At 67.7% G+C, this 20,850-nt stretch carries 21 protein-coding genes; 9 read left to right on the forward strand and 12 right to left on the reverse strand.

Annotated elements, in window-relative coordinates:
- Window positions 1–12 precede the first annotated feature (12 nt).
- From WDB88_RS17555 to WDB88_RS17565, 3 genes are all read left to right on the forward strand, one after another.
- Window positions 13–759, forward strand: coding sequence for an electron transfer flavoprotein subunit beta/FixA family protein (locus WDB88_RS17555; RefSeq protein WP_339110117.1), 747 nt, complete (start codon window positions 13–15; stop codon window positions 757–759).
- Complete coding sequence (locus WDB88_RS17560) at window positions 759–1,679, forward strand: FAD-binding protein (protein WP_339110118.1); 921 nt, start codon at window positions 759–761, stop codon at window positions 1,677–1,679. The genes WDB88_RS17555 and WDB88_RS17560 overlap by 1 nt, the downstream gene beginning before the upstream one ends.
- Window positions 1,680–1,782: 103 nt before the next feature.
- Window positions 1,783–3,600, forward strand: coding sequence for an acyl-CoA dehydrogenase (locus WDB88_RS17565; RefSeq protein ID WP_339110119.1), 1,818 nt, complete (start codon window positions 1,783–1,785; stop codon window positions 3,598–3,600).
- Between the two features lie 102 nt (window positions 3,601–3,702).
- Here the strand turns inward: WDB88_RS17565 and WDB88_RS17570 are convergent, their stop codons facing one another.
- Genes WDB88_RS17570 through WDB88_RS17580 form a run of 3 tightly spaced genes read right to left on the reverse strand, consistent with a single transcriptional unit; the run spans window position 3,703 to window position 6,934 of the window.
- The gene (locus tag WDB88_RS17570; protein WP_339110120.1) at window positions 3,703–4,971 is read right to left on the reverse strand and encodes an FAD-dependent oxidoreductase; all 1,269 of its coding nucleotides are present in this window, start codon (window positions 4,969–4,971) and stop codon (window positions 3,703–3,705) included.
- A gap of 5 nt (window positions 4,972–4,976) precedes the next feature.
- A complete protein-coding gene (locus WDB88_RS17575; RefSeq protein ID WP_339110121.1) occupies window positions 4,977–5,984 on the reverse strand; it encodes a proline racemase family protein in 1,008 nt (335 codons plus the stop codon).
- Complete coding sequence (locus WDB88_RS17580) at window positions 5,975–6,934, reverse strand: dihydrodipicolinate synthase family protein (protein WP_330628242.1); 960 nt, start codon at window positions 6,932–6,934, stop codon at window positions 5,975–5,977. The genes WDB88_RS17575 and WDB88_RS17580 overlap by 10 nt, the downstream gene beginning before the upstream one ends.
- 158 nt (window positions 6,935–7,092) lie before the next feature.
- On the opposite strand from WDB88_RS17580, the gene WDB88_RS17585 reads away from it, so the two are divergent.
- From WDB88_RS17585 to WDB88_RS17610, 6 genes are all read left to right on the forward strand, one after another.
- Window positions 7,093–7,722, forward strand: a complete 630-nt coding sequence (locus WDB88_RS17585) for an XRE family transcriptional regulator (protein WP_339110122.1) — start codon at window positions 7,093–7,095, stop codon at window positions 7,720–7,722.
- 107 nt (window positions 7,723–7,829) lie between these two features.
- Window positions 7,830–8,858: an Ldh family oxidoreductase gene (locus WDB88_RS17590; RefSeq protein WP_339110123.1), complete on the forward strand. Its 1,029-nt coding sequence runs from the start codon at window positions 7,830–7,832 to the stop codon at window positions 8,856–8,858.
- 270 nt (window positions 8,859–9,128) lie between these two features.
- A complete protein-coding gene (locus WDB88_RS17595) occupies window positions 9,129–10,166 on the forward strand; it encodes a DUF4123 domain-containing protein (protein WP_339110124.1) in 1,038 nt (345 codons plus the stop codon).
- 34 nt (window positions 10,167–10,200) lie between these two features.
- A complete protein-coding gene (locus tag WDB88_RS17600; RefSeq protein ID WP_339110125.1) occupies window positions 10,201–10,644 on the forward strand; it encodes a hypothetical protein in 444 nt (147 codons plus the stop codon).
- A gap of 3 nt (window positions 10,645–10,647) precedes the next feature.
- Complete coding sequence (locus WDB88_RS17605) at window positions 10,648–11,163, forward strand: hypothetical protein (protein WP_339110126.1); 516 nt, start codon at window positions 10,648–10,650, stop codon at window positions 11,161–11,163.
- The gene (locus WDB88_RS17610) at window positions 11,148–11,720 is read left to right on the forward strand and encodes a hypothetical protein (RefSeq protein ID WP_339110127.1); all 573 of its coding nucleotides are present in this window, start codon (window positions 11,148–11,150) and stop codon (window positions 11,718–11,720) included. Before WDB88_RS17605 ends, WDB88_RS17610 begins: the two co-directional genes overlap by 16 nt.
- A 139-nt stretch (window positions 11,721–11,859) precedes the next feature.
- Here WDB88_RS17610 and WDB88_RS17615 read toward each other — a convergent pair whose 3' ends face one another.
- The 9 genes from WDB88_RS17615 to WDB88_RS17655 all read right to left on the reverse strand — a co-directional run bounded on the left by WDB88_RS17615 (window position 11,860) and on the right by WDB88_RS17655 (window position 20,619).
- Complete coding sequence (locus WDB88_RS17615) at window positions 11,860–13,170, reverse strand: beta-propeller fold lactonase family protein (RefSeq protein WP_330628249.1); 1,311 nt, start codon at window positions 13,168–13,170, stop codon at window positions 11,860–11,862.
- Between the two features lie 316 nt (window positions 13,171–13,486).
- Entirely contained in the window at window positions 13,487–13,873 is a 387-nt protein-coding gene (locus tag WDB88_RS17620; RefSeq protein WP_339110128.1) for a hypothetical protein, read from the reverse strand.
- Window positions 13,874–13,894: 21 nt separating this feature from the next.
- Window positions 13,895–14,368 carry a phosphoribosyl-AMP cyclohydrolase gene (hisI, locus tag WDB88_RS17625; protein ID WP_330628250.1) on the reverse strand — a complete coding sequence of 158 codons (474 nt, stop codon included), beginning with the start codon at window positions 14,366–14,368 and terminating at the stop codon, window positions 13,895–13,897.
- A 59-nt stretch (window positions 14,369–14,427) separates the two neighbouring features.
- Window positions 14,428–14,901 carry a phosphoribosyl-AMP cyclohydrolase gene (locus tag WDB88_RS17630; protein ID WP_330628251.1) on the reverse strand — a complete coding sequence of 158 codons (474 nt, stop codon included), beginning with the start codon at window positions 14,899–14,901 and terminating at the stop codon, window positions 14,428–14,430.
- On the reverse strand, window positions 14,898–16,841 hold the full coding sequence (gene thrS, locus WDB88_RS17635; protein ID WP_339110129.1) for a threonine--tRNA ligase: 1,944 nt from the start codon (window positions 16,839–16,841) through the stop codon (window positions 14,898–14,900). Before thrS ends, WDB88_RS17630 begins: the two co-directional genes overlap by 4 nt.
- 302 nt (window positions 16,842–17,143) lie before the next feature.
- Window positions 17,144–17,866, reverse strand: coding sequence for an ATP-binding cassette domain-containing protein (locus WDB88_RS17640; RefSeq protein ID WP_339110130.1), 723 nt, complete (start codon window positions 17,864–17,866; stop codon window positions 17,144–17,146).
- 24 nt (window positions 17,867–17,890) lie between these two features.
- Window positions 17,891–18,754, reverse strand: coding sequence for a sulfate ABC transporter permease subunit CysW (gene cysW, locus WDB88_RS17645; RefSeq protein ID WP_339110131.1), 864 nt, complete (start codon window positions 18,752–18,754; stop codon window positions 17,891–17,893).
- A gap of 58 nt (window positions 18,755–18,812) precedes the next feature.
- Window positions 18,813–19,640: a sulfate ABC transporter permease subunit CysT gene (gene cysT / locus WDB88_RS17650; protein WP_330628306.1), complete on the reverse strand. Its 828-nt coding sequence runs from the start codon at window positions 19,638–19,640 to the stop codon at window positions 18,813–18,815.
- A 1-nt stretch (window position 19,641) separates the two neighbouring features.
- Complete coding sequence (locus WDB88_RS17655; RefSeq protein WP_330628307.1) at window positions 19,642–20,619, reverse strand: sulfate ABC transporter substrate-binding protein; 978 nt, start codon at window positions 20,617–20,619, stop codon at window positions 19,642–19,644.
- Window positions 20,620–20,850 lie beyond the last annotated feature (231 nt).

A 20,850-nucleotide genomic window follows, 5' to 3' on the forward strand; every position in this document is an offset into this window, starting at 1 on the left:
AAGGATTGAAGAATGAAGGTTTTGGTGCCGATCAAACGGGTCATCGATTACAACGTCAAGCCGCGGGTCAGCCCCGACGGGTCGGGCGTGGATCTGGCTAATGTGAAAATGTCGATGAACCCGTTCGACGAGATCGCCGTCGAGGAGGCGATCCGGCTGAGGGAACAGGGCGTGGCCCATGAGGTGGTCGTTGTCTCGATCGGCGAGGCGAAGGCGGCAGAGGTGATCCGCACGGCGCTGGCAATGGGCGCCGATCGCGGCATTCTGGTGCGCCATGACGCCCCGCTCGAGCCGCTGGCGATTGCCAAGGTGCTGGCGCGGCTGGCGCAGGAGGAAGAGGTGCGGCTGGTGATCGCGGGCAAACAGGCGATTGACGATGACATGAGCGCGACGGGCCAGATGCTGGCCGCGCGGCTGGGCTGGGGGCAGGCCTGTTTTGCCTCCGAGCTGCGCATTGCGGAGGGGGTCGCGCAGGTCACCCGCGAGGTGGATGGCGGTTTGCAGGTGCTGTCGGTGCCGCTGCCTGCCGTGGTCACCACCGATCTGCGGCTCAACGCGCCGCGCTATGCCTCGCTGCCCAATATCATGAAGGCCAAGAAGAAACCTCTGGCCGAGCGGGACTTTGCCACGTTTGGCGTGCCTGCCGAACCGCGCCTGCAGGTGCTGGCAACCGACGAACCCGCCGCCCGCGCGGCAGGGCGGAAGCTGGGCTCGGTGGCCGAGCTGCTGGAGAAACTGAAAGAAGGGGGGCTGGTCTGATGGCGGTTCTGGTCATGGCGGAAATGCAGGGTCAGGCGCTGGCCCTTGATGCAACGGCCAAGGCGGTCACGGCGGCGCAGGAACTGGGCGCGGTCGATCTGCTGGTCTGCGGGCCGGACGAAGCGGCGCAGACCGCCGCGCGCCTGACGGGGGTGGCGCAGGTCCTGCAGGCCGGCGATGCCGCCTATGCGCAGGGCAGCGCCGAGAATATCGCCGCCCTCCTTGCGGAGCTGGCCACGGGCTACAGCCATATTCTGGCCCCCGCGACGGCCTATGGGCGCAATATCCTGCCGCGACTGGCGGGGCTGCTGGATGTGATGATCATCCCCGATGTGGTCGAGATCCTCGATGCCCAAACCTTCCGCCGCCCCGTCTATGCCGGAAACGCGCTGCAGACGGTGCGCTCGCAGGAGGCGCTCAAGGTGCTGACGCTGCGCGGCACGGCCTTCGCGCCTGCGCCCACGGGGGCAAGCGCGCCGGTAAGAGCCGTGGCGGGGCCGGGCGATCTGGGTCTGTCGCAGCCTGTGGAGGACCGCGTCCTTGCCAGCGAACGCCCCGAGCTGACCTCGGCGAAAATCGTGGTGTCGGGCGGGCGCGGGATCGGCTCGGAAAGCGATTTCGCGCTGATCGGCGCGCTGGCCGACAAGCTGGGCGCGGCATTGGGGGCCTCGCGGGCGGCGGTGGATTCGGGCTTTGCGCCCAATGACCTGCAAGTGGGCCAGACGGGCAAGGTCGTGGCCCCCGATCTCTATATCGCCATCGGGATTTCGGGGGCGATCCAGCATCTGGCGGGGATGAAGGAGTCCAAGGTGATCGTGGCGATCAACAAGGATGAGGACGCCCCGATCTTTCAGGTGGCCGATTACGGGCTGGTCGCGGATCTGTTTCAGGCCGTGCCCGAACTGACCGACGCCCTTTGACCCTGTCCCGCCCCCCGAGCCTCTCCGGCCAAAGCCTCTGTGGCACCGGATGCGGCACTGTCTGGGGGCGGCGTTTTCTTACCCCCTATCCGAAGAGAGCCTGATGACCTATACCGCCCCGATCGAGGACATGATGTTCGTGCTGGAAGAGCTTTGCGGCCTTGACGACATCACCCGACTGCCCGCCTTTGCCGATCTCGACCCCGAAACCGCCCGCGCCATCCTGCAGGAGGCGGGCAAATTCGCAGGCGAGGTGCTGGCCCCGCTGAATGCCGCCGGAGACCGTGCCGGACTGGGCTTCGATCAGGGCAGGGTGACCCTGCCCGAGGGCTGGGCCGAGGCCTATCACAGCATGTGCGAGATGGGCTGGAACGCGCCCGTGGCCCGCGACTGCGGCGGGATGGGCCTGCCGGCGCTGGTCAACTCGGCGGTGCAGGAGATGTTCTCCGGTGCCAATACCGCCTTCCAGCTCTGCTCGATGCTGACACAGGGCGCGGTGGAGGCGATCGACCTCTATGCCTCGCAGGCGCAAAAGGCGCTCTATCTGCCCAAGCTGGTCAGCGGCCAGTGGAGCGGCACGATGAACCTGACCGAGCCGCAGGCGGGCTCCGATCTGGGCGCGATCCGCACGCGGGCGGTGCCCGAGGGCGATCATTACAGGGTGTCGGGGCAGAAGATCTTCATCACCTATGGCGCGCATGACATGACCGAGAATATCATTCATCTCGTGCTGGCGCGCCTGCCCGATGCGCCGGCGGGCACCAAGGGGATTTCGATGTTCATCGTGCCCAAGCGGCTGGTCAATGCCGATGGCACGCTGGGGGCGGCCAATGACCTGCGCTGCGTCTCGCTGGAACACAAGATGGGCATCCATGCCAGCCCGACCGCCACGATGTCCTTCGGCGACGCGGGCGGGGCCATCGGCTATCTGGTGGGCGCCCCCAATCAGGGGCTGCATTACATGTTCGCCATGATGAACAATGCGCGTCTGGGGGTGGGGCTGCAGGGGGTGGGCATTGCCGAACATGCCACGCAGGGCGCGGTGGCCTTTGCGCTGGAACGCCGTCAGGGGCGGGTTCCGCAGGGGGCCAGCAGCACCGCGATCATCAGCCATCCCGATATCCGCCGGATGCTGGGGCTGATGCGCGCGCGCACCGAGGCGGCGCGGGTGCTGGCCTATCGCGCCGCGCGCTCGCTGGATCTTGCCCGCCATAGTGACGATGCCCGCCAGCAGCACTGGCACCAGCAGCGGGTGGATCTGCTGATCCCCGTGGTCAAGGCATGGTCGACCGAGCTGTCGCTGAGCACCGCCTCGCTGGGGGTGCAGGTGCATGGCGGGATGGGCTATATCGAGGAAACCGGAGCCGCCCAGCATCTGCGCGATGCCCGTATCACCTCGATCTACGAAGGCACCACGGGGATTCAGGCGCTGGATCTGGTCGGGCGCAAGATCGCGCTGGACAAGGGGGCTGCGGCCTTTGCGCTGGTGGCCGATATGCGGGCCTCGGCGGCGCGTCTGGAACAGGCCGGTCTGGAACGGGCCGGTCGGGAACGGGCAGCTCCGGGTGGCCCCGATTGGGCCCGCCTCGCGGCGCAGGTCAACGAGGCGGCGGCGCTGGTCGAGGAGGTGACGCAATGGATCATCGGCCAGAACGGGCAGGAACCGCAGGCCTCGGCCTGCGCGGTGCTGGAGCTGTTCGGCCTGTGTCTGGGGGCGTGGGCGATGGGCGATGCGGCCTATCACGCGGCCAAGCGGCTGGCGGCGGGGCGGCAGACAGCCCATGCCCGCGCGAAACTGGCGATGGCCGATTTCTATATGGCGCAATGTTTCCCGATGGCGCGCGCCCTGCGCAGGATGGTCGAGGACGGGGCCGCCAGCATCCTTGCGCTGGAGCCGGAGGATTTCGCGATCGGCGCCTGATACGGGCTTGATACGGGTCAGATCCGGGCCAGATCCGGATCTCGCGCTGACGGGAACGCCGTGGCAGGGTGGGGCGCGGGCCTGCCCTTTAACCCTGCCCGCCTATCGCCCCCCGCGCGCCGTGAAGCGGGCGGGGGAGAAGGGGGTGAGGTCGATCTGCGGGCGCGCGCCTTGCGCCAAGGCGCAGACCAGCTCGGCGGTGCCTGCCGATTGGGTCAGGCCCAGATGGCCGTGGCCGAAGGCATAGATCACGCGGTGCGTGGCGCGCGCGTGTCCGATGGCGGGCAGGCTGTCGGGCAGCGAGGGGCGGTAGCCCATCCATTCGGTGCCGCCCGTGCCCTGTAGCCCCGGCAGGAAGGTCATCGCCTTTTGCAGCAGGGTCTTGGCGCGTCTGTAATCGGGCGGCAGGTCCAGCCCGCCCAGCTCGACCGCCCCGCCCACCCGCAGGCCATTGCCGATTTTCGTCACCACGAAGCCGTGCATCGGGAAGGTGACATGGGTGCGCAGATCGACTGTCGCGGTGGGGAAGGTGGTGTTATAGCCGCGCTCGGTTTCCAGCGGCAGGTGATCGCCCAGATGTCTGGCAAGCCTGTGCGACCACGCGCCCGCCGCCAGCACCACCTGCGCGGCATGGCGGGGGCCGCGATCGGTGGTGATCTCGACCCCCGTCTCGGTCGGGCGCAGGCGGCGCACCTCGGCCCGCTCGATCCGGCCGCCGAGTCCGCGCAGGGCCTGCGCCAGATGCTCGGTCCACAGGGCAGGGTCGGTCACGTTGACCCAGTCGGGGGTGAAGCCCGCGCGGGTGAAGCAGGGGTTCAGGCCGGGCTGGATCTCGGCAATCTCGGCGGGGCTGTGCAGATAGGTGCAGCGGATGCCGTGGCGTTCCTTCTCGGCCCAGTTGGGCTGGCTGGCGCGGAACTCGGCCTCGGTCGCGTAAAGCTGCAACTGGCCCTCGCGGCGCAGCATCGCCTCGCCGCCGACCCGCGGGACCAGCCGCTCCAGCGCGGCGCGCGAATGCTGCATCATCGCGCTTTGCGCCGCCACCCCCGCCGCATAATTGCGGGCAGAGCTGGCGCGCCAGAATTTCCACATCCACGGCAGCATCCGCATGGCATAGGCGGGCGGCATCGACAAAGGCCCCAGCGGGTCCAGCAGCCATTTCGGCGCCTTGCGCAGGATGCCGGGCGTGGCCAGCGGCTCGATATCGGCGAAGGCGAAGGCACCGGCATTCCCGCGCGAGGTCTCGGCGGCCACGCCCTTGCGGTCCAGCACTGTCACCCGAAACCCCGCGCGCGCCAGCTCCAGCGCCGAGGTGATGCCCACGATCCCCGCGCCGATGACGGTGATATCGGTCGTATTGCTGTCTGCCATAGGGCCTATGCTCCGGTCTGTGCGGGGCGCGGCGCGCCAGCAGGGCCGGACCGCGAATGGAAAGAGGGGATGCCGTTCACGAAAGGATCGGCGGGATCGAAGACCAGCCTCGTCTCGGCCATGATGAAGGCCTGACCGGTGATCGAGGGGATCACCCCGCCCGTAGGCCCCCACTGGTAGGACAGCCGGTAGGGGCTGCCGATCACGCTTTCCTGCACGATCTCCTGCCCCGCCGCCAGAAGGCCATCGGCGGCCAGACAGGCCAGCCGCGCCGAGGACCCCGTGCCGCAGGGCGAGCGGTCATAGGCCCCATCGGGACAGAGCACGAAATTGCGGCTATGCAGGCCCGGCCTGTCGGACGGCCCGTGCAGGATCACATGGTCGATCACCCAGCCATTGCCCGCCTGCGCATTGCCCGCCTGCGCATTGCCCGCTTGCGCATTGAGTGTCTCGCGCAGCGCCACGCCCAGATCGGTCAGCGCGCGGAGATTGTCGGGGCGCACCGGCTCGGGCGAGGGATCGACGATATAGAACCAGTTGCCGCCATAGGCGACATGGCCCGAAACCGTGCCGTAACCCGCAATCTCGACGCTGACATCGCGCGCCACGCGGCGGCTTTCGATATTGGTGAGCGTCACGGTATGGGCATCATGCAGCACGACCGTGACCACCCCCGCAGGCGTCTCGATGCGGTGGCGTCCCGGCCCGATCCGGCCCAGATGCGCCAGCGTCACCGCCAGCCCGATCGTGCCATGCCCGCACATGCCCAGAACCGCATCGGCGTCGAAATAGATCACGCCCGTCACGCAGCTTGGATCGACCGGTTCGACCAGCAGCGCGCAGACCATCGCCACCTGCCCGCGCGGCTCGCCGATCACGCCCTCCAGAAAGCCCCGATGCTGCCGGGCCAGCAGGGCCGCGCGTTCGGTCAGGGGGCCGGTTCCAAGATCCGGCCCGCCCGCAAGGATCACCCGCGTGGGCTCGCCCACCGTATGGCTGTCGATCACATGCATTCGGCAATCACCCCGCCCTGTGTGACCCATGCGCCGAACCAGCGGGTGAACCGGTGGAACTGCTCTTCGCAGAAGCTGGCCTGCGAGGGCGAAAGCGCATCGGTCCGGTTGATGTTCAGGCGGTATTCCTCATGGCCTTTGAGCACCATGAGATGTTTGAAATAGAGCACCAGATCCACACCCTCGTCGAAGGCCGCAAGAACCGACAGCGCGTTTTCCAGCTCGCGCGCGCGCAGATCCGCCTCGGGGCAGCCCGCGGCGGCTTTCTTCGACAGCGCCACCTGCAACAGCACCTCTTGCGGGAAAATCGTGCCGATACCGGTGATCGCGCCAACAGCGCCTGCCTTGACGATGCCGTGATAGACCTCGGTATCCACCCCCACCATCAGCAGCACATCCGCCTCCTGATGGGTGATATGTTCCGCCGCATAGGACAGATCGGCCTTGCCGCCGAACTCCTTGAACCCGATCAGGTTTTTATGCTCGGCGCGCAGCGCGAAGAACAGGTCGGCCTTGGTGCTATAGCCGTAATAGGGGCTGTTATAGATGATCGCGGGCAGATCGGGGGCCGCCGCGAGGACGGCCTTGAAATGGTTGCGCTGCGCCGCGACCGACTGGCCACGCGACAGCAGGCGCGGGATCACCATCAGACCGGCCGCGCCCACCTTCTGCGCATGGGCGGCCAGTGTCACGGCGGAAGCGGTGTTGACCGCGCCGGTGCCGACGATGACCGGCACACCCGCGCGGGTCAGACGCGCGACGCCCTCCATCCGCTCCGCCTCGCTCAGAAGCGGCCAGTCCCCGCAGGAGCCGCAATAGACCACGCCCGACATGCCCGCCGCCATCACCTCCTGCCCCCTGCGCACCAGCGCGTCGAAATCGGGTTTGCGGTCGGGGGTGCAGGGGGTCAGCAGCGCGGGAAGGGTGCCGAAGAAGACATCTGTGTTCATGGGGCTCTCTCTATCTGTGGTGCGGGATCTGTGCGGGGCCTTTGGCAGCTTTGGGGGAGGGTGGTGACGTGGCAGAAACGGGCGCAGGGCCGAAGAACGCGGTTGTTCCCGCGTCAGGAATATGCTTAAACAACCATAATTGGTAAGAAAAGAAAAATATGACCGAAATAGAAAAATCCCCTCCGGCCATGCCCGAGGAAAGCTGGGAACAGGAGCGCCAGCAGCTGCGCAGCGATCTGGGGGCGCGGATGAAGGCGGTCCGGCAGGAATGCGGCTACACGCTGGAGGCCGCCGCACAGCGCACCGGTCTGGCGCTGTCGACCATCCACAAGATCGAGAATGGCCGCGTCTCGCCCAGCTACGAGAACCTCGTGCGGATCGCGCGCGCCTACGGGATCGGGATGGAGCGGCTGTTTTCCTCGGGGGAGGAGATCAGCCCCACCACCCGCATGACAGTGACCAAGGCGGGGCAGGGGCGCAAGGTGCGCACCACCAATTTCGAATATGAGGTGCTGTGTAACGCCTTGTCGGAAAAGAAGATCATTCCGCTTGTGACGCGGGTCGAACGGCGCGCGCCGCTGACCCTTGCCGATCTGGAGGCGCATAATGGCGAGGAGACGCTGTTTGTGCTGAGCGGGCGGGTCGAGCTGTATGTCGAACATTACGCCCCCGTGGTCCTGGAACCCGGCGATTGCGCCTATTTCGACAGCACGATGCGGCACGGGCTGCGCGCGCTTGAGGACGGCGAAACCAAGGTGTTCTGGGCCTGCACCTATATCGATGTCTGATCCCGCCCGCCGAGGCCCCCCCAAACCCCCACCCCGATTGCGCGCCCGCACAGGCGCTTGAACATGATGAGGCGCCGCCTGTCGCGGTGACCGGCAAGGAGACCCTGATGGAACAGATGCAGACCGTGACGGTCGAGGCGCTGGAGCGCCGCGTGGAGACGATCCTGCTTGCGCATGGCATGAGCGCGCCCAACGCGCAGGCCGTGGCCCATGTGATTGTGGCGGGCGAGCGCGATCACTGCAAATCGCATGGTCTTTACCGGCTGGAGGGCTGCCTGAAGGTGCTTGCGGCGGGCAAGGCCTCGGGGGTGTCGGTGCCGGTGGTGCAGGACGCGGGCGGGGCCATTGTCGAGGTGGATGCGGGCGGCGGTTTCGCACCGGCCTCGTTCAATGCGGGCAAGGCGGCGCTGGTGGCACGGGCGCGCGACTACGGTCTGGCGGCGCTGGTGATCCGCGACTGCCTGCATTTCTCGGCATTATGGCATGATGTCGAGGCGCTGGCCGAAGAGGGGCTGGCGGGGCTGTCGATGTGCCCGAGCTATGCGTTCGTGGCCCCGTCGGGCGGGAAAGTGCCGCTGTTCGGGACCAATCCCTTTGCCTTCGGGTTCCCGCGCAAGGGCGCGCATCCCTATGTGGTGGATTTCGCCACCTCGGTGGCCGCGCGCGGCGAGATCGAGCTGCACCGCCGCGCGGGCACGCCGATCCCCGAGGGCTGGGCCATCGACACCGAGGGCCGCCCGACGACCGACCCCGACGCGGCGCTGGCGGGCGCGATGCTGCCCTTTGGCGGGCATAAGGGCTCGGCCATTGCCACGATGATCGAATTGCTGGCAGGCGCGATGCTGGGCGAATTCATGAGCCGCGAGGCGCTGGACTTCATGGGCACGGGCGATCTTCTGCCGCGCCACGGGGCGCTGATCCTTGCCTTTGATCCGGCGCGTTTTGCCGCCCGTTCGGGGCGCGACCCGATTGCCGAGGCGGAGCGGCTGCTGGGCGCGATCGAGGATCAGGGCGCGCGCCTGCCCTCGCAGCGCCGCTTCAAGGCCCGCGCACAGGCGCTGGCAGAGGGCATCGCGCTGACCGGGGCGGAGCTGGCACTGCTGGAGCGCCTGTCCCGGCCCGACGCCCTGCGCTGAGTGGCGCGTTTCCGCGCGGGAAGGGGGCCCCTGCGCCGCCCTTCCCCTGCGGTGCGGCTGCAAGAGGCGTATCGGGGGCCCTTCTCAAAGCCCCGTCCCACTGATCCCGTCCCGCTGGCCCCTCCGGAGCGCCCTGAAAAAGGCGCTTGCAAGCGGCGCGTATTTCAGCCAGCAGTTGATCCTGTCGCCTGAAAATGCGGCCGCTTCGGGGCCGGCTTTGCGGGACATGGACAGGCAAGAGACAGGCAAGGTTTTACAGGCAGTTCCCCGATGTCGCCCGATGACGAAGATGATTTCTGGCAGCGGCTGTCCCTGCCGCAAGACGGCCCTGCCGATCCGGCGCAGCCATCGCCTGCGCTGTCTTTTGCCTGCCTGCCACTGGCCTGCCCGCCACTGGCAGACGGGGGGCCGCTGCCCTCCGGTGATCTGCCGCCTGCGGTCGGGGCGGCGCTGGCCCCGCTGCTGGCCCAAGGCCACCATCTCTATGCGGTGCTTGACGGGGCCGCCACGCCCAATCTGCGGATGAGGGTCGAGGCCACGGGGCTGGACTGCCGCTCGCTCCTGCAGGGCCGCAAGGAAAACGAGTTGGCCGAGGTGGCGCCGATGCTGGTGCGCCTTGCCCCGCCCGACCGCCTGACCCGCGCGCTTTTCGCCCGCACGGGCGTGCCTGGCCCGCTTTGGGGGCGCAACGCGGCCAGCCTGTTCGTCTCGCCGCTGGACATCGACGACCTGCGCGCGCATCTGCGCAAACTGACGATGCTGCAGACCGAGACCGGCGGGTGGCAGTATTTCCGCTTCTATGTGCCCTCGGTGCTGCATGGTCTGCGCCCGCTGCTGCACAGCGACCCCGCCTTTGGCCGCGCCTTCGCGGGCGAGGCGCTGCGGGCGGTGCTCTATCAGCCGCCGCTGCGCGATCACCTGCTTATGCTGGGCTTTGCCCCGCAGCCGCGCGGGCCCGCGCTGCTCTGCACCGCCCCCCTGCGTCAGGCCGCCGCCCGCTGGGTGCCGCTTGTGCAGATCGACGGGCTGGGCCGCGAGATCAGCGCCTTCCTGCACAAGGAGGATATGGCGCTGCACCTGCAATTCGAGCGGCTGGACAGGGTCCGGCGCTTCGGTCTGGTGAAAGACCTCTGGCGGCTGGGCATCCGTGATTTGCGTCAGGCCGCGGCCATCGTGTCGATCATCCTGATGACCGGTCTTGATCTTCTGCGCGAACCGGCCTTTTTCTATGCCACACGCAATCCCTTCCTGTCGGGGCGTGCCAAGGCGCGGCAGCTGATCAGCGCCTATCAGATGATGTCCAGCTGAGGAGACACCCAAAATGGGGGCAGCAGCCTTACCTTTGACAGTCGCGGGCCCGCCGGGCTGGGCGGTGCTGGCGGTGGTGACCGTGGCCTGGTTTGCCGCGACCCGCGACCGCTCGGACAGCGTGCCCGCCACCGGCACCGACACCCAGACCAAGAAATGCGACCGCCCCTGGACCGCGCATGTCCATGCGCAGGGCGAGGATTGCGGCGGCTCCTCGGCCTCGACCATCGGCGCTCCCACTTTGGTGAAGACCGCCGCGCCGGTCACCCGTGCCGAAGGGATCGCGCTGTCGGGGGCGACATGGGCGATGCTGAACAAGAACCAGCAGAAAATCCGCGTCAAGGCCAAAGAGCAGCTTGAACGCTATCTCCAGAACCGCCCGCCCTTGGGCCAGAGGTCCTTTCCGGCCTCCGACCGCAAGGGGGGCAAGCGACTGGATCTCGACAATTACGGCTGTTCGCCGAATTTCATAGGGTAACGCATGGACCGTCACGCCATCGAAGCTTTGGCAAGCTTTCCGTTTTCCGGCTTCCGCACCAATACGGCAGAGTTCCTTCTGCTGGAGCTGTACTGGCCTGCGGTCCTGCAGGCGGCGCTTGGCGCCGACCTCAGCGCGCAGGTGGTGCCTCTGGCCGAGGCCGATCAGGATGTCGGGCATTTTGGCACGCCGACCCTGCTGAACGTCTGGCTGCCGCAGAAGGGCCGTGGCCTCAAGCTGCTTTACAACGACCCGCCGGAAGAGGATGTCGCGCCGGAAAGCCCGCTGTTCGCGGCGGTCTCGATCCGCCAGCAACCGCCCGGCTGGGATCTGCCAACGGGCGGTCAGCCCGCCCCCGCGACCGACCGGATGGAGGAGCTGGTGCTGATTGCCGCGACCGACCCGCAGGTGGCCGATGCCGTGGCCGAGGCGGCACGGCGGTTCCTGATCGATGAGCTGCCGATGGCGGAGATGGAGGCCTATTGCACGGCGCTCGAAGCGGAATGGGCCGCCCGCTAGTGGCGCGGCCCCCCGAAAGCTGGCCCGAAAGCTGGCCCGAGGACTGGTCTGAGGACTGGCCTGAGGGTCGGCCCGAAAGCTGGCCTGCCTATTGGTCGCGCGCTGACACCTTTCTGGCCAGCGCGCCGATCGCCCCCGAGCTGCGCGACTGGCTTGCCCCCGGCGTGGTAGACGGGGGCCAGAGCCTTGTCTGGTGGGCTGCGGCGCCCAGGACTGCGGCACCAAGGATTGCGGCACCAAGGACTGGGGAGCCGGTTGCAGACCCCGAAGCGGGATTCGCGCTGATCTACCATCCCGCCGCGCTCCAGTTCGGCTTTTTCCTCTCGGGCCGCCTGCGGGGGCAGGGTTGGGGGGCGCGCGCCCTGCAGCGCGCGCTCGGCCAGCTTCCCGAGGACGGGGCGCCCTTGGCACTGGCACAGGTCGCGCGCAGCAATCACGCGGCCTGTAGGACGCTGACCGCCTGCGGCCTGCGTCTGCTTGCGGAGCAGAAGGCGCGGGTGGTGTTCTGCCTCGACCGGCCCATGCGCCAGAGCCGGAGGGCCTGCGCGGGGATGTGAGGACTGGCCGCCCCTCGGAGCCACCAAAGGGGCAGCCGGTCTGCGCCCCTCACAAGGGGGGCGCATCGCCACGGCACAAGCCACCGCACGGCACTCACGGCATGGGCCCGCCCGTGGCGGCCCGTGGCGGCCGGTGGCCCTAGAGGCTGAGGAAGGTCACATTGGCGGCGGCGTTCTGCGCCACCCGTGACACCTGCGACAGCGTGCCATCCTCGGCCACGGCCAGCGTCAGGATCTCGTCGCTATAGAGGCAGGGCACGATGAGGAAACGCCCGTCGGGGCTGAGCGCACAGCCGCGCGGCCAATGGGCCTCGAGTTCGAGCGTTTGCAGGGGCGACAGCATCCCTGTCTCGGGATCGATGCCGAAGACCGAGACGCCATCGAAACCGTGTTCGTAATGGCGCTTGCCCCCCTGCATGTAATCGCGCGAGCCGCGCGCGACGCTATAGAGGAAGCGCCCGTTGGGATGCAGCCGCATATCCTGCTGTTCGAAATGCCCGCCAAGGGGGATCTTGTCCAGCAGGGCCTCGGGCACCACGGGGGCCTGCCCGACCCGCTCGAGCCGCCCCGTGCTGTCATAGCGCAGCACCGCGATTTCATTGGCGCGTTCGAAATTCACATAGACCAGCCCGTGATCGGGGTTGAACCGCGCATAGCGCGGCATCGCGCCGGCCTCGAAGCGGAACGGGGCGGCGGCCTGCACCAGACGGCCCTTTTGCGCATCGATGCGCATCGAGTAGATGACATCGCGCCCCTTGTCGCAGCTGATGAAGAAATCCGCATCGGGGGCAAAGACCACGCAATGCGGGTGCGAGACGCGCTGGTTTTCGGCGGGGTCCTGCGGCTTGGTATGGAACACATCGACCGGCGCCGCCACTGTGCCATCGGCATTCAGCGGAAACAGGTTGATCGAGCTTTCCGGCATATCGATCGCAATATCATAGACATGGGGCACCCGTTCCACGATCTTGGTCAGCGGGTCGCCGCTGCCATGAATGGAGACCACCATGAATTTGCCGCTGGGATCGACCGCCATCATCGACGGGTTGGCCCCGAAGGCGCGCTGGACCGGCAGCGCGGTCAGATCGCCCGTGGCCGGATCGATCCGGAAGGGCGCGATGGTGCCGCCCCCGCCCACGCGGAAATCCGGCTGGTGGTCGTCCTCGTCGGCAAGGTAGAGGGTGCGCGTCCGGGCATCTATGGTGACGCTGCCGACGCTATAGCTGTCGGTGACATGGCGGAGCTCCGTCAGCGTGCCGGTCTCGGGATCGAAGGCATACTGCACGAAGCTGCGCTTGCCGCCTTTCCAGTTCCACGATCCGGCATAAAGCGAGATCGGGGGGTGGGCGGTGCTGGCACGGGCGGGCGTGGCCAGCGGTCCCAGCAGGGTCGTCGCGGCAAGGGCCGCGCCCGCGCGCAGGATCTGGCGACGGTCGATATCGGATGTCATGGTGTTCCTCCCCAGTATGACAGTAACGGGTGCGGGCCGCTCCCTCCCCGGAGCATCGGGCCACCCCCGCGCAGATGGCGCCGCATCGCGCCGCTTCGGGCAAGGCAAATGCCGCGCGCCTGTCATATGGTGGACAGATCACCGCCTGACGGGGCTGTGCGGGGACGGTGTGGGGGGGGGCAGGCGCGGGGCAGGGCCGCAACGAGCCCCGCCGCCAGAGGGTCCTGCCGTGCGATTGCCACCGAGGTCAGCCCGAGCCCCGCCAGAGGGTCCAGAAGGTGGGCCACAAGACGGGGCGGTTGTGGGCCTTGGCCGGTCAGGGGGAAGCTCCTGCGGCGCAGCCCCTCCCGCGCGGTGAACCGCTACACCTGCCGCTCCGACGCGCGCAGCAGCGCATTGACCCGCGATCGGGGTCGCGCAGGGCACAGACCCCGCGCGAGATGCCAGAGGCGATGATCGCGTCGGTGCAGGGCGGCGTCACGCCCCAGTGGCAGCAGGGTTCCAAGGTGACATAGAGCGTCGCCCCCCTGGCACGCGGTCCGGCCAGCACAACGGCCTGACGTTCGGCATGGGGACGGCCACCGGCATGGGGACGGCCCCGGCGACGGCTCGCCCCCCGCGCACGGTCACGCAGCCCACCGGCGGGTTGGGTCAGACCCGCCCGCGCCGACGCGCGCCCAGATCCAGCGCGCGCCGCATCCACAGGCGATCCGTGCTGGCGCCGTCACAACCGTGTGGGGGTCGGGGCATCGCCATAAACCTCCTGCGGCTCGAAGGTCTTGCGGGATTCGGTAAAGACCAGCGGCGCACCGGCCTCGGCCCGCAGCGGCACCGCGCGATAGAAGCACGAGCGGTAGCCCACATGGCACGACGCCCCCGACCCCGCGACCCTGACCCGCAGCCAGAGCGCATCCTGATCGTCGTCGATCCGCGCCTCGACCACCTGCTGCACAAGGCCGGAGCTGGCGCCTTTGTGCCACAGACAGCCCCGCGCGCGGCTGAAATAATGGGCCTCGCCCGTGCAGAGCGTGCGGCGCAGCGCATCGGCATCCATCCAGCCCAGCATCAGCAGCTCGCCGCTTTGCGCATCGGTCGTGATACAGGGCAGAAGCCCGTCGCGGTCGAATTTCGGGGCCAGTTGCGTGCCCTCCTCGACCTGCGCCACGGAGCGGCGTGTGTGGAAATCCGGTTGTGTCATGGGAAAGGCCTCGGGGGTTGGTTTGGGCAGGAAACAGGGGATCAAAGGCAGGGCGATCGTCAGGGCTGATAGGGCAGCGAGGAGTGGTGCAGCACGATCCGCAAGGCCCCCATGCGATCGCGCCGGTAGCCGAAGCTCTTGTCGACCGTGGTCACCGAGCCGTCCCTGTTGGTCAGCTTGATCCAGCCCATCCACATCGCCACATCGCCTTGGATAAAGCTGGCAGACGTGATGCTTTCGGTCGAGACCCAGCCCATGATCGCGAAGCCGTTATCATTGGGGTATTCCTGCGAGTGCCCGCAGAAATAGGCCAGAGCGCCCGCTTTGGTGGGGCGGAAAGTCTGGTCGCCGCCGGCCATTGTGGGCTTGAACAGCACCGGCCCCAGATCATAGCCGTAATAGGCATCGATATTGGCCGAGGCCACCTTGCGCGCGGCCTCGATGCCGCCCTCCGCATAGGCCCTTGAAATGGCGACCTTGCCATCGCCCCATGTTTTCAGGGCCTTGCGGATGTCATCTTGGGTGATCGTCATCGGGTTTTCCTTCCGTGGTCATCGCTATGGCGAGGGGGGCGGGCGGCGGCCAGCAGCGTCTCGACCGCCGCCTCCAGAGCAAGGGTCTGCGTGTCATTGCTGCCGTGGCGGCGCAGCGTGAGGGTGCGGTTTGCGGCCTCGCGCCCGCCCAGCACGATCTGCAACGGGATCTTCTGCAGGGCATGTTCGCGCACCTTATAGCCGATCTTCTCGTTGCGCAGGTCGGTCTCCACCCGCAGCCCCGCTTGGCGCAGCGCCTGCGCGACCTCCACAGCCCAGTCATCGGCGGCCTCGGTCACGGTGGCCACCACCGCCTGCACGGGGGCCAGCCAGAGCGGCAGATGGCCCGCGACATGTTCGATCAAGATGCCGGTGAACCGTTCGAGCGAGCCGAAAAGTGCGCGGTGCAGCATGACGGGGGCGGCTTTTTCGCCTTTCGCCGTCACATAGGTCGTGCCGAAACGTTCGGGCAGGTTGAAATCCACCTGTAGCGTGCCGCATTGCCAGTCGCGCCCGATCGCATCGCGCAGCACATATTCGAGCTTCGGCCCGTAAAACGCGCCCTCGCCCTCGAAAACCGTATAGGGATGGCCTGCCTGATCCAGCGCCTCGCGCAGGGCGCTTTCGGCGCGGTCCCAGCTTTCCTCCGCGCCGATACGGTTCTCGGGGCGGGTGGACAGCTTGATGCGCACCTCCTCAAAGCCGAAATCGCGATAGATCGACAGCACCAGATCATTGACCTTCAGGCATTCCGCGGTCAGCTGGTCGGGCGTGCAATAGATATGCGCGTCATCCTGGGTAAAGCTGCGCACCCGCAACAGCCCGTGCAGCGCGCCCGAGGGTTCATAGCGGTGCACCTTGCCGAATTCGGCCAGCTTCAGCGGCAGATCGCGATAGCTTTTCGTCCCCTGCCCGTAGATCAGCATATGGCCGGGGCAGTTCATCGGCTTGAGCGCATAATCGCGGTCATCCTCGGTTTTGGCGAGAAACATGTTCTGGCGGTAATTCTGCCAGTGCCCCGAGGTTTCCCACAGCGCGCGGTCCATGATGTCGGGCGAGTTCACCTCCTGATAGCCCGCCTGCTCCTGCCGGTCGCGCAGATAGGTGATCAGCGTCTGGAACAGCCGCCAGCCCTTGGGATGCCAGAACACCGCGCCGGGCGCGACCTCCTCGAAATGGAACAGATCCATTTCGCGGCCCAAGCGGCGGTGATCGCGCGTCTCGGCCTCGGCCAGCATGGTCATATGCGCCTCCAGCGCGGGCCTGTCGGCAAAGGCCACGCCATAGATCCGGCTGAGCATCGGGTTGTTACTATCGCCGCGCCAATAGGCACCGGCCACGCGGGTCAGCGCGAAGGCGGTCCCCGCATCGCCGGTATCGCGCAGATGCGGTCCGCGGCACAGGTCCAGCCAGTCGCCCTGCCGGTAAACCGTCACTGGCGCGCCCTCGGGGATGGCCTCCAGAAGCGCCAGTTTGTAGGCCTCGCCCGCCGCCGCGAAATGGGCGCGCGCCCTCTCGCGCGGCCATTCCTCGCGGATAAAGGGGGTGCGGGCGGCGATGATCTGGCGCATCTCTGCCTCGATCCGCGGCAGATCCTCGGGGGTAAAGGGGGGATCACGGTCGAAATCGTAATAGAACCCGTGGTCGATCGCGGGGCCGATGGCGGCTTTCGTGGCGGGCCAGAGCCTTTGCACCGCCTCGCCCAGAATATGCGCCAGATCATGGCGGATCAGCTCCAGCACGCGCGGATCGTCCCGCGACAGCAGCTCGACCGAGGCCCCGTCGGGCAGCGGGGCCGCCAGATCGCGGGGCTGGTCATTGACCAGCACCGCCACGCTGGCTCGGACAAATGCGGGGCCGAGGGCCTTGGCCAGATCGGCGCCCGTGCTTTGCGCGGCCAGCGCGCGGGGGGAGCCGTCGGGCAGCCGGATCCGGATCACCGGCGGGTCTGTGCGGACGGCGCCAGAGGGGGGGCCAGAGGGGGGGCCAGAGGGGGGGCTAACGGGGCCCTCCTGCGCGGCGCAGGCCGGGCGCGGGGGCGGTGCTGTCCTGCCGTCTGGGGTGATGACCGTCATCTGTGTCTCCTGCCATATCGGGCTGCCTCAATGTCCGGAAGTGTTATAATATAACATTTGTGGACGCAAGACAGTCGTGCCCCCCAAAGGCACAGGCGGCGATGCCATCGTAGGAGGTGCCATATTTCCCTGCCGCATCAGAGGCTTGAGGCGCAGACCCTTGGGCCTCACGCGGTCAGGAAGGCGCGCACGAAGGCCGTGGCAGGACGCGCGCGGATCTCGGCGGGCGGGCCGATCTGCTCGATCCGGCCCATCGACATCACCACCACCAGATCGGCCAGTTCCATCGCCTCGTCCTGATCATGGGTCACAAACAGCGTGGTCAGCCCCGTCGCCTCATGGATCTGGCGCAGGCTGCGGCGCAATTCCTTGCGCACCTGCGCATCCAGCGCGCCGAAAGGTTCATCCAGCAGCAGCATCCGCGGCTCGATGGCCAGCGCGCGCGCCAGCGCCACCCGCTGGCGCTGCCCGCCCGAAAGCTGGGCCGGATAGCGCGGGCCGATCTCGGGCAGCCGGATCAGCGCCAGCAGGCGGTGCACCCGACGGTCGATCTCGGCGCGGGCGGGGCGGGTCCTGCGGGGCCGCGCCCGCAGCCCGTAGGCGATATTCTCGAACACCGTCATATGGCGGAACAGCGCATAATGCTGGAACACGAACCCCGCGCGGCGCTCCTGCACCGACAGCCCCGTGGCCGCCACCCCGTCAAAGCGCACCTGCCCCGCGCTGGGGGTTTCCAGCCCGCCCAGCAGGCGCAGAAGCGTGGTCTTGCCAGAGCCGGACGGCCCCAGCAGCGCCACCAGCGCCCCCGAGGGCAGCGACAGCCGCAGCGGATGCAGCGCGGGCTGTCCATTGCCATAGGTCTTGGCGAGATCTTCGATATCGATCCTCATAGCGGTTCTCCGGTTGGACAGGGGTCAATGGCGGCGGGTGGCCGACAGCATGTCGGCATAGCGCCATTCCAGCAGCGATTTCAGGGCAAGCGTCACCAGCGCCAGCCCCGCCAGAAGGGCGGCAAGGCTGAAGGCGGCGGTGGAGAGATATTCGTTATACAGCATCTCGACCATGATCGGCAGCGTCGTGGTCTCGCCACGGATCTTGCCCGAGACAACGGCCACCGCGCCGAATTCGCCCATCGCGCGGGCATTGCTGAGCAGGACCCCGTAAAGCAGCGCCCAGCGGATATTGGGCAGCGTCACCGTGCGCAGCATCCGCCAGCCCGACGCGCCAAGCGTCAGCGCGGCCTCTTCTTCGGCGGCGCCCTGTTCGAGCATGATCGGGATCAGCTCGCGGGCGACAAAGGGAAAGGTGATGAACAGCGTGGCCCAGACAATCCCCGGCAGGGCGAAGATCAGCCGCAGATCATGCGCGGCCAGCCATGCGCCCAGCAGCCCGTTCGACCCCGCCAGCAGCACCAGCGCCAGCCCCGCCACCACCGGCGAGACCGAGAAGGGCAGGTCGATCAGTGTCATCACAAGGGTCTTGCCGCGAAAGTCGAACCGCGCCACCGCCCAAGCGGTGGCAAGGCCCGCAAGCGCGTTCAGCGGCACGGCCAGCGCCGAGACCAGCAGCGTCAACCGGATCGCCGAGCGCGCATCGGGCGTGCCAAGCGCGCGCCATGCGACAGCCACCCCCTCGCGCAGCGCCTCGACAAAGACCAGCACCAGCGGTGCCAGCAGCACCACGGCACAGACCAGCAGCACCGCGCCGGTCAGCAGCAGGCGCGTTGGTCGGGATTCGGTGGTGACCGGCGGGGGCTCGGGGGCCGGGAAAGCGGACATGGGCAGGCGCCTTTCGCAGTGCAGGAAGGGAGGAAGGGGTAGCGGCGGGACGGCGGGCTCAGCCCTGCCGCCGCGCCCAGAGTTGCAGCAGGTTGATCACCAGCAGCATCCCGAAAGAGACCGCCAGCATGGCCAGCCCGATGGCGCTTGCGCCGTCATAGTCGAACTCCTCGAGCTTGATGACGATCAGCAGCGGCGCGATCTCGGTATGGAAGGGCAGGTTGCCGGCGATGAAGATGACCGAGCCATATTCCCCCACCGCGCGCGCCAGCGCCAAGGCAAAGCCCGTCATCAGGGCGGGGGCCAGCATCGGCAGCACCACATGGCGCAGCGTATAGCCACGGCTGGCCCCGAGCGTGGCACTGGCTTCCTCGAGGGTGCGGTCGATCTCTTCCAGCACGGGCTGCACCGTGCGCACCACGAAGGGCAGGCCGATAAAGACCAGCGCAAGGCAGATCCCTGTCTGGCTATAGGCGATCTGCAGGCCCAAGGGGGCCAGCATCCGCCCCAGCGCGCCATTCGGGGCGTAAAGCGTGGTCAGGGCGATGCCCGCCACGGCGGTGGGCAGCGCGAAGGGCAGATCGACCGCCGCATCCAGCGCCCTGCGTCCGGCAAAGCGGTAGCGCACCAGCACCCATGCCAGCGCCAGCCCGAAGACCAGATTGAACAGCGAGGCCAGCGCCGCCATGCGGAAAGACAGCTCCAGCGCCGCCCTGATCCGGCGGGTATCGACCATCTGCCACAGCTCCACCGGACCGATCGCCACCCCGCGCCCCAGCAGCGCCGCCAGCGGCAGCAGCACGATAAGCGTGAGCGCGCAGACCATCCCCCCTGCGGCCAGACCGAAGCCCGGCAAAGGGGAGCTGCGCAACAGCAGGGCGCGCATCTCAGTTATCCTCATAGATCTGGTCGAAGATCCCGCCCTGCCCGAAGAAGGCGGGCTGGACCTTCTGCCAGCCCCCGAAATGGTCGATCGGGACACGTTTGAGCGGCGGGAATTGCGCCAGATCGGCAGGGTCGGCGGCCGCACTCTCCCATGCGCGGTAATGGTGCTTCATGGCCAGCGCCTGTGCGGCGGGGCTATAGAGCCCCTCCAGATAGGCCTGCGCGGCCTGCGCCTGCGCGGGCGAGGTCAGATTGCCCGTGACCACCGCAACGGGCGGCTCGGCCAGAATGGAGACCGACGGCACGATGATGTCGAACCCCTGCCCGCCGGATTTCTGTTGTGCCAGAAGGGCCTCGTTCTCCCAGGCCAGCAGCACATCCCCGATCCCGCGCTGCACAAAGCTGTTGGTCGCGCCACGCGCGCCGGTATCGAGCACCGGCACATGGGCGAAGAGCGCCTTCAGATAGGCGCGCATGCGGGGCGTGTCGCCGCCGTAATGGTCCTGCGCCCATGCCCATGCCGCCAGCACGTTCCAGCGCGCTCCGCCGGAGGTTTTGGGATTGGGGGTGATCACCGAGACACCGTCGCGCACCAGATCGTCCCAATCCCTGATCCCCTTGGGATTGCCCTTGCGCACCAGAAACACGATGGTCGAGCTATAGGGGGCCGCGTGATGGGGCAGGCGGCTTTGCCAGTCGGCGGGGATCTTGCCGCTTTGGGCCGCGATCGCGTCGATATCGGCGGCAAGCGCCAGCGTGACCACCGTCGCGTCCAGCCCGTCGATCACCGCCCGCGCCTGCCCGCCGGAGCCGCCATGCGATTGCCGCAGGATCGGCGCGGGATGGCCCTGCGCCTGCCAGCTCTGGCGGAACATCTCGTTATAATCGCGGTAGAATTCCCGCGTCGGGTCATAAGAGACATTGAGAATATCGACCGCCGTTTCTTTCGCCGTCTCGGCACGGGCTAGCGTGCCGCCCATCACGATGCCAAGCCCCAAAAGCGCGGCCCCGAAGGCCCATTGCACCAGCGTCGATCTGCGGTCTGGCGTGGCGGGTCTGGGCCGGAGTTTGGGACTGGGTCTGGGACTGGGAGGCGGGATTTCGTGCACCCAGTCGGGCCGGATCTGGGCCGAAAGCGGAAGGTCGGGCGAATAGCTGCGGGTCATGGGACCCTCCTTTGCGATTGTTTACACGACAATTACGACAGAGTC

The sequence above is a fragment of the Thioclava sp. GXIMD4216 genome, assembly GCF_037949285.1.
Taxonomy (GTDB): Bacteria; Pseudomonadota; Alphaproteobacteria; order Rhodobacterales; family Rhodobacteraceae; genus Thioclava; species Thioclava litoralis.

Coding starts and splice junctions, on each gene's coding strand:
- WDB88_RS17555 (WP_339110117.1), top strand. CDS start 13: ATGAAGGTTTTGGTGCCGATCAAACGGGTCATCGATTACAACGTCAAG.
- WDB88_RS17560 (WP_339110118.1), top strand. CDS start 759: ATGGCGGTTCTGGTCATGGCGGAAATGCAGGGTCAGGCGCTGGCCCTT.
- WDB88_RS17565 (WP_339110119.1), top strand. CDS start 1,783: ATGACCTATACCGCCCCGATCGAGGACATGATGTTCGTGCTGGAAGAG.
- WDB88_RS17570 (WP_339110120.1), bottom strand. CDS start 4,971: ATGGCAGACAGCAATACGACCGATATCACCGTCATCGGCGCGGGGATC.
- WDB88_RS17575 (WP_339110121.1), bottom strand. CDS start 5,984: ATGCATGTGATCGACAGCCATACGGTGGGCGAGCCCACGCGGGTGATC.
- WDB88_RS17580 (WP_330628242.1), bottom strand. CDS start 6,934: ATGAACACAGATGTCTTCTTCGGCACCCTTCCCGCGCTGCTGACCCCC.
- WDB88_RS17585 (WP_339110122.1), top strand. CDS start 7,093: ATGACCGAAATAGAAAAATCCCCTCCGGCCATGCCCGAGGAAAGCTGG.
- WDB88_RS17590 (WP_339110123.1), top strand. CDS start 7,830: ATGGAACAGATGCAGACCGTGACGGTCGAGGCGCTGGAGCGCCGCGTG.
- WDB88_RS17595 (WP_339110124.1), top strand. CDS start 9,129: ATGTCGCCCGATGACGAAGATGATTTCTGGCAGCGGCTGTCCCTGCCG.
- WDB88_RS17605 (WP_339110126.1), top strand. CDS start 10,648: ATGGACCGTCACGCCATCGAAGCTTTGGCAAGCTTTCCGTTTTCCGGC.
- WDB88_RS17610 (WP_339110127.1), top strand. CDS start 11,148: ATGGGCCGCCCGCTAGTGGCGCGGCCCCCCGAAAGCTGGCCCGAAAGC.
- WDB88_RS17615 (WP_330628249.1), bottom strand. CDS start 13,170: ATGACATCCGATATCGACCGTCGCCAGATCCTGCGCGCGGGCGCGGCC.
- hisI (WP_330628250.1), bottom strand. CDS start 14,368: ATGACACAACCGGATTTCCACACACGCCGCTCCGTGGCGCAGGTCGAG.
- WDB88_RS17630 (WP_330628251.1), bottom strand. CDS start 14,901: ATGACGATCACCCAAGATGACATCCGCAAGGCCCTGAAAACATGGGGC.
- WDB88_RS17640 (WP_339110130.1), bottom strand. CDS start 17,866: ATGAGGATCGATATCGAAGATCTCGCCAAGACCTATGGCAATGGACAG.
- cysW (WP_339110131.1), bottom strand. CDS start 18,754: ATGTCCGCTTTCCCGGCCCCCGAGCCCCCGCCGGTCACCACCGAATCC.
- cysT (WP_330628306.1), bottom strand. CDS start 19,640: ATGCGCGCCCTGCTGTTGCGCAGCTCCCCTTTGCCGGGCTTCGGTCTG.
- WDB88_RS17655 (WP_330628307.1), bottom strand. CDS start 20,619: ATGGGCGGCACGCTAGCCCGTGCCGAGACGGCGAAAGAAACGGCGGTC.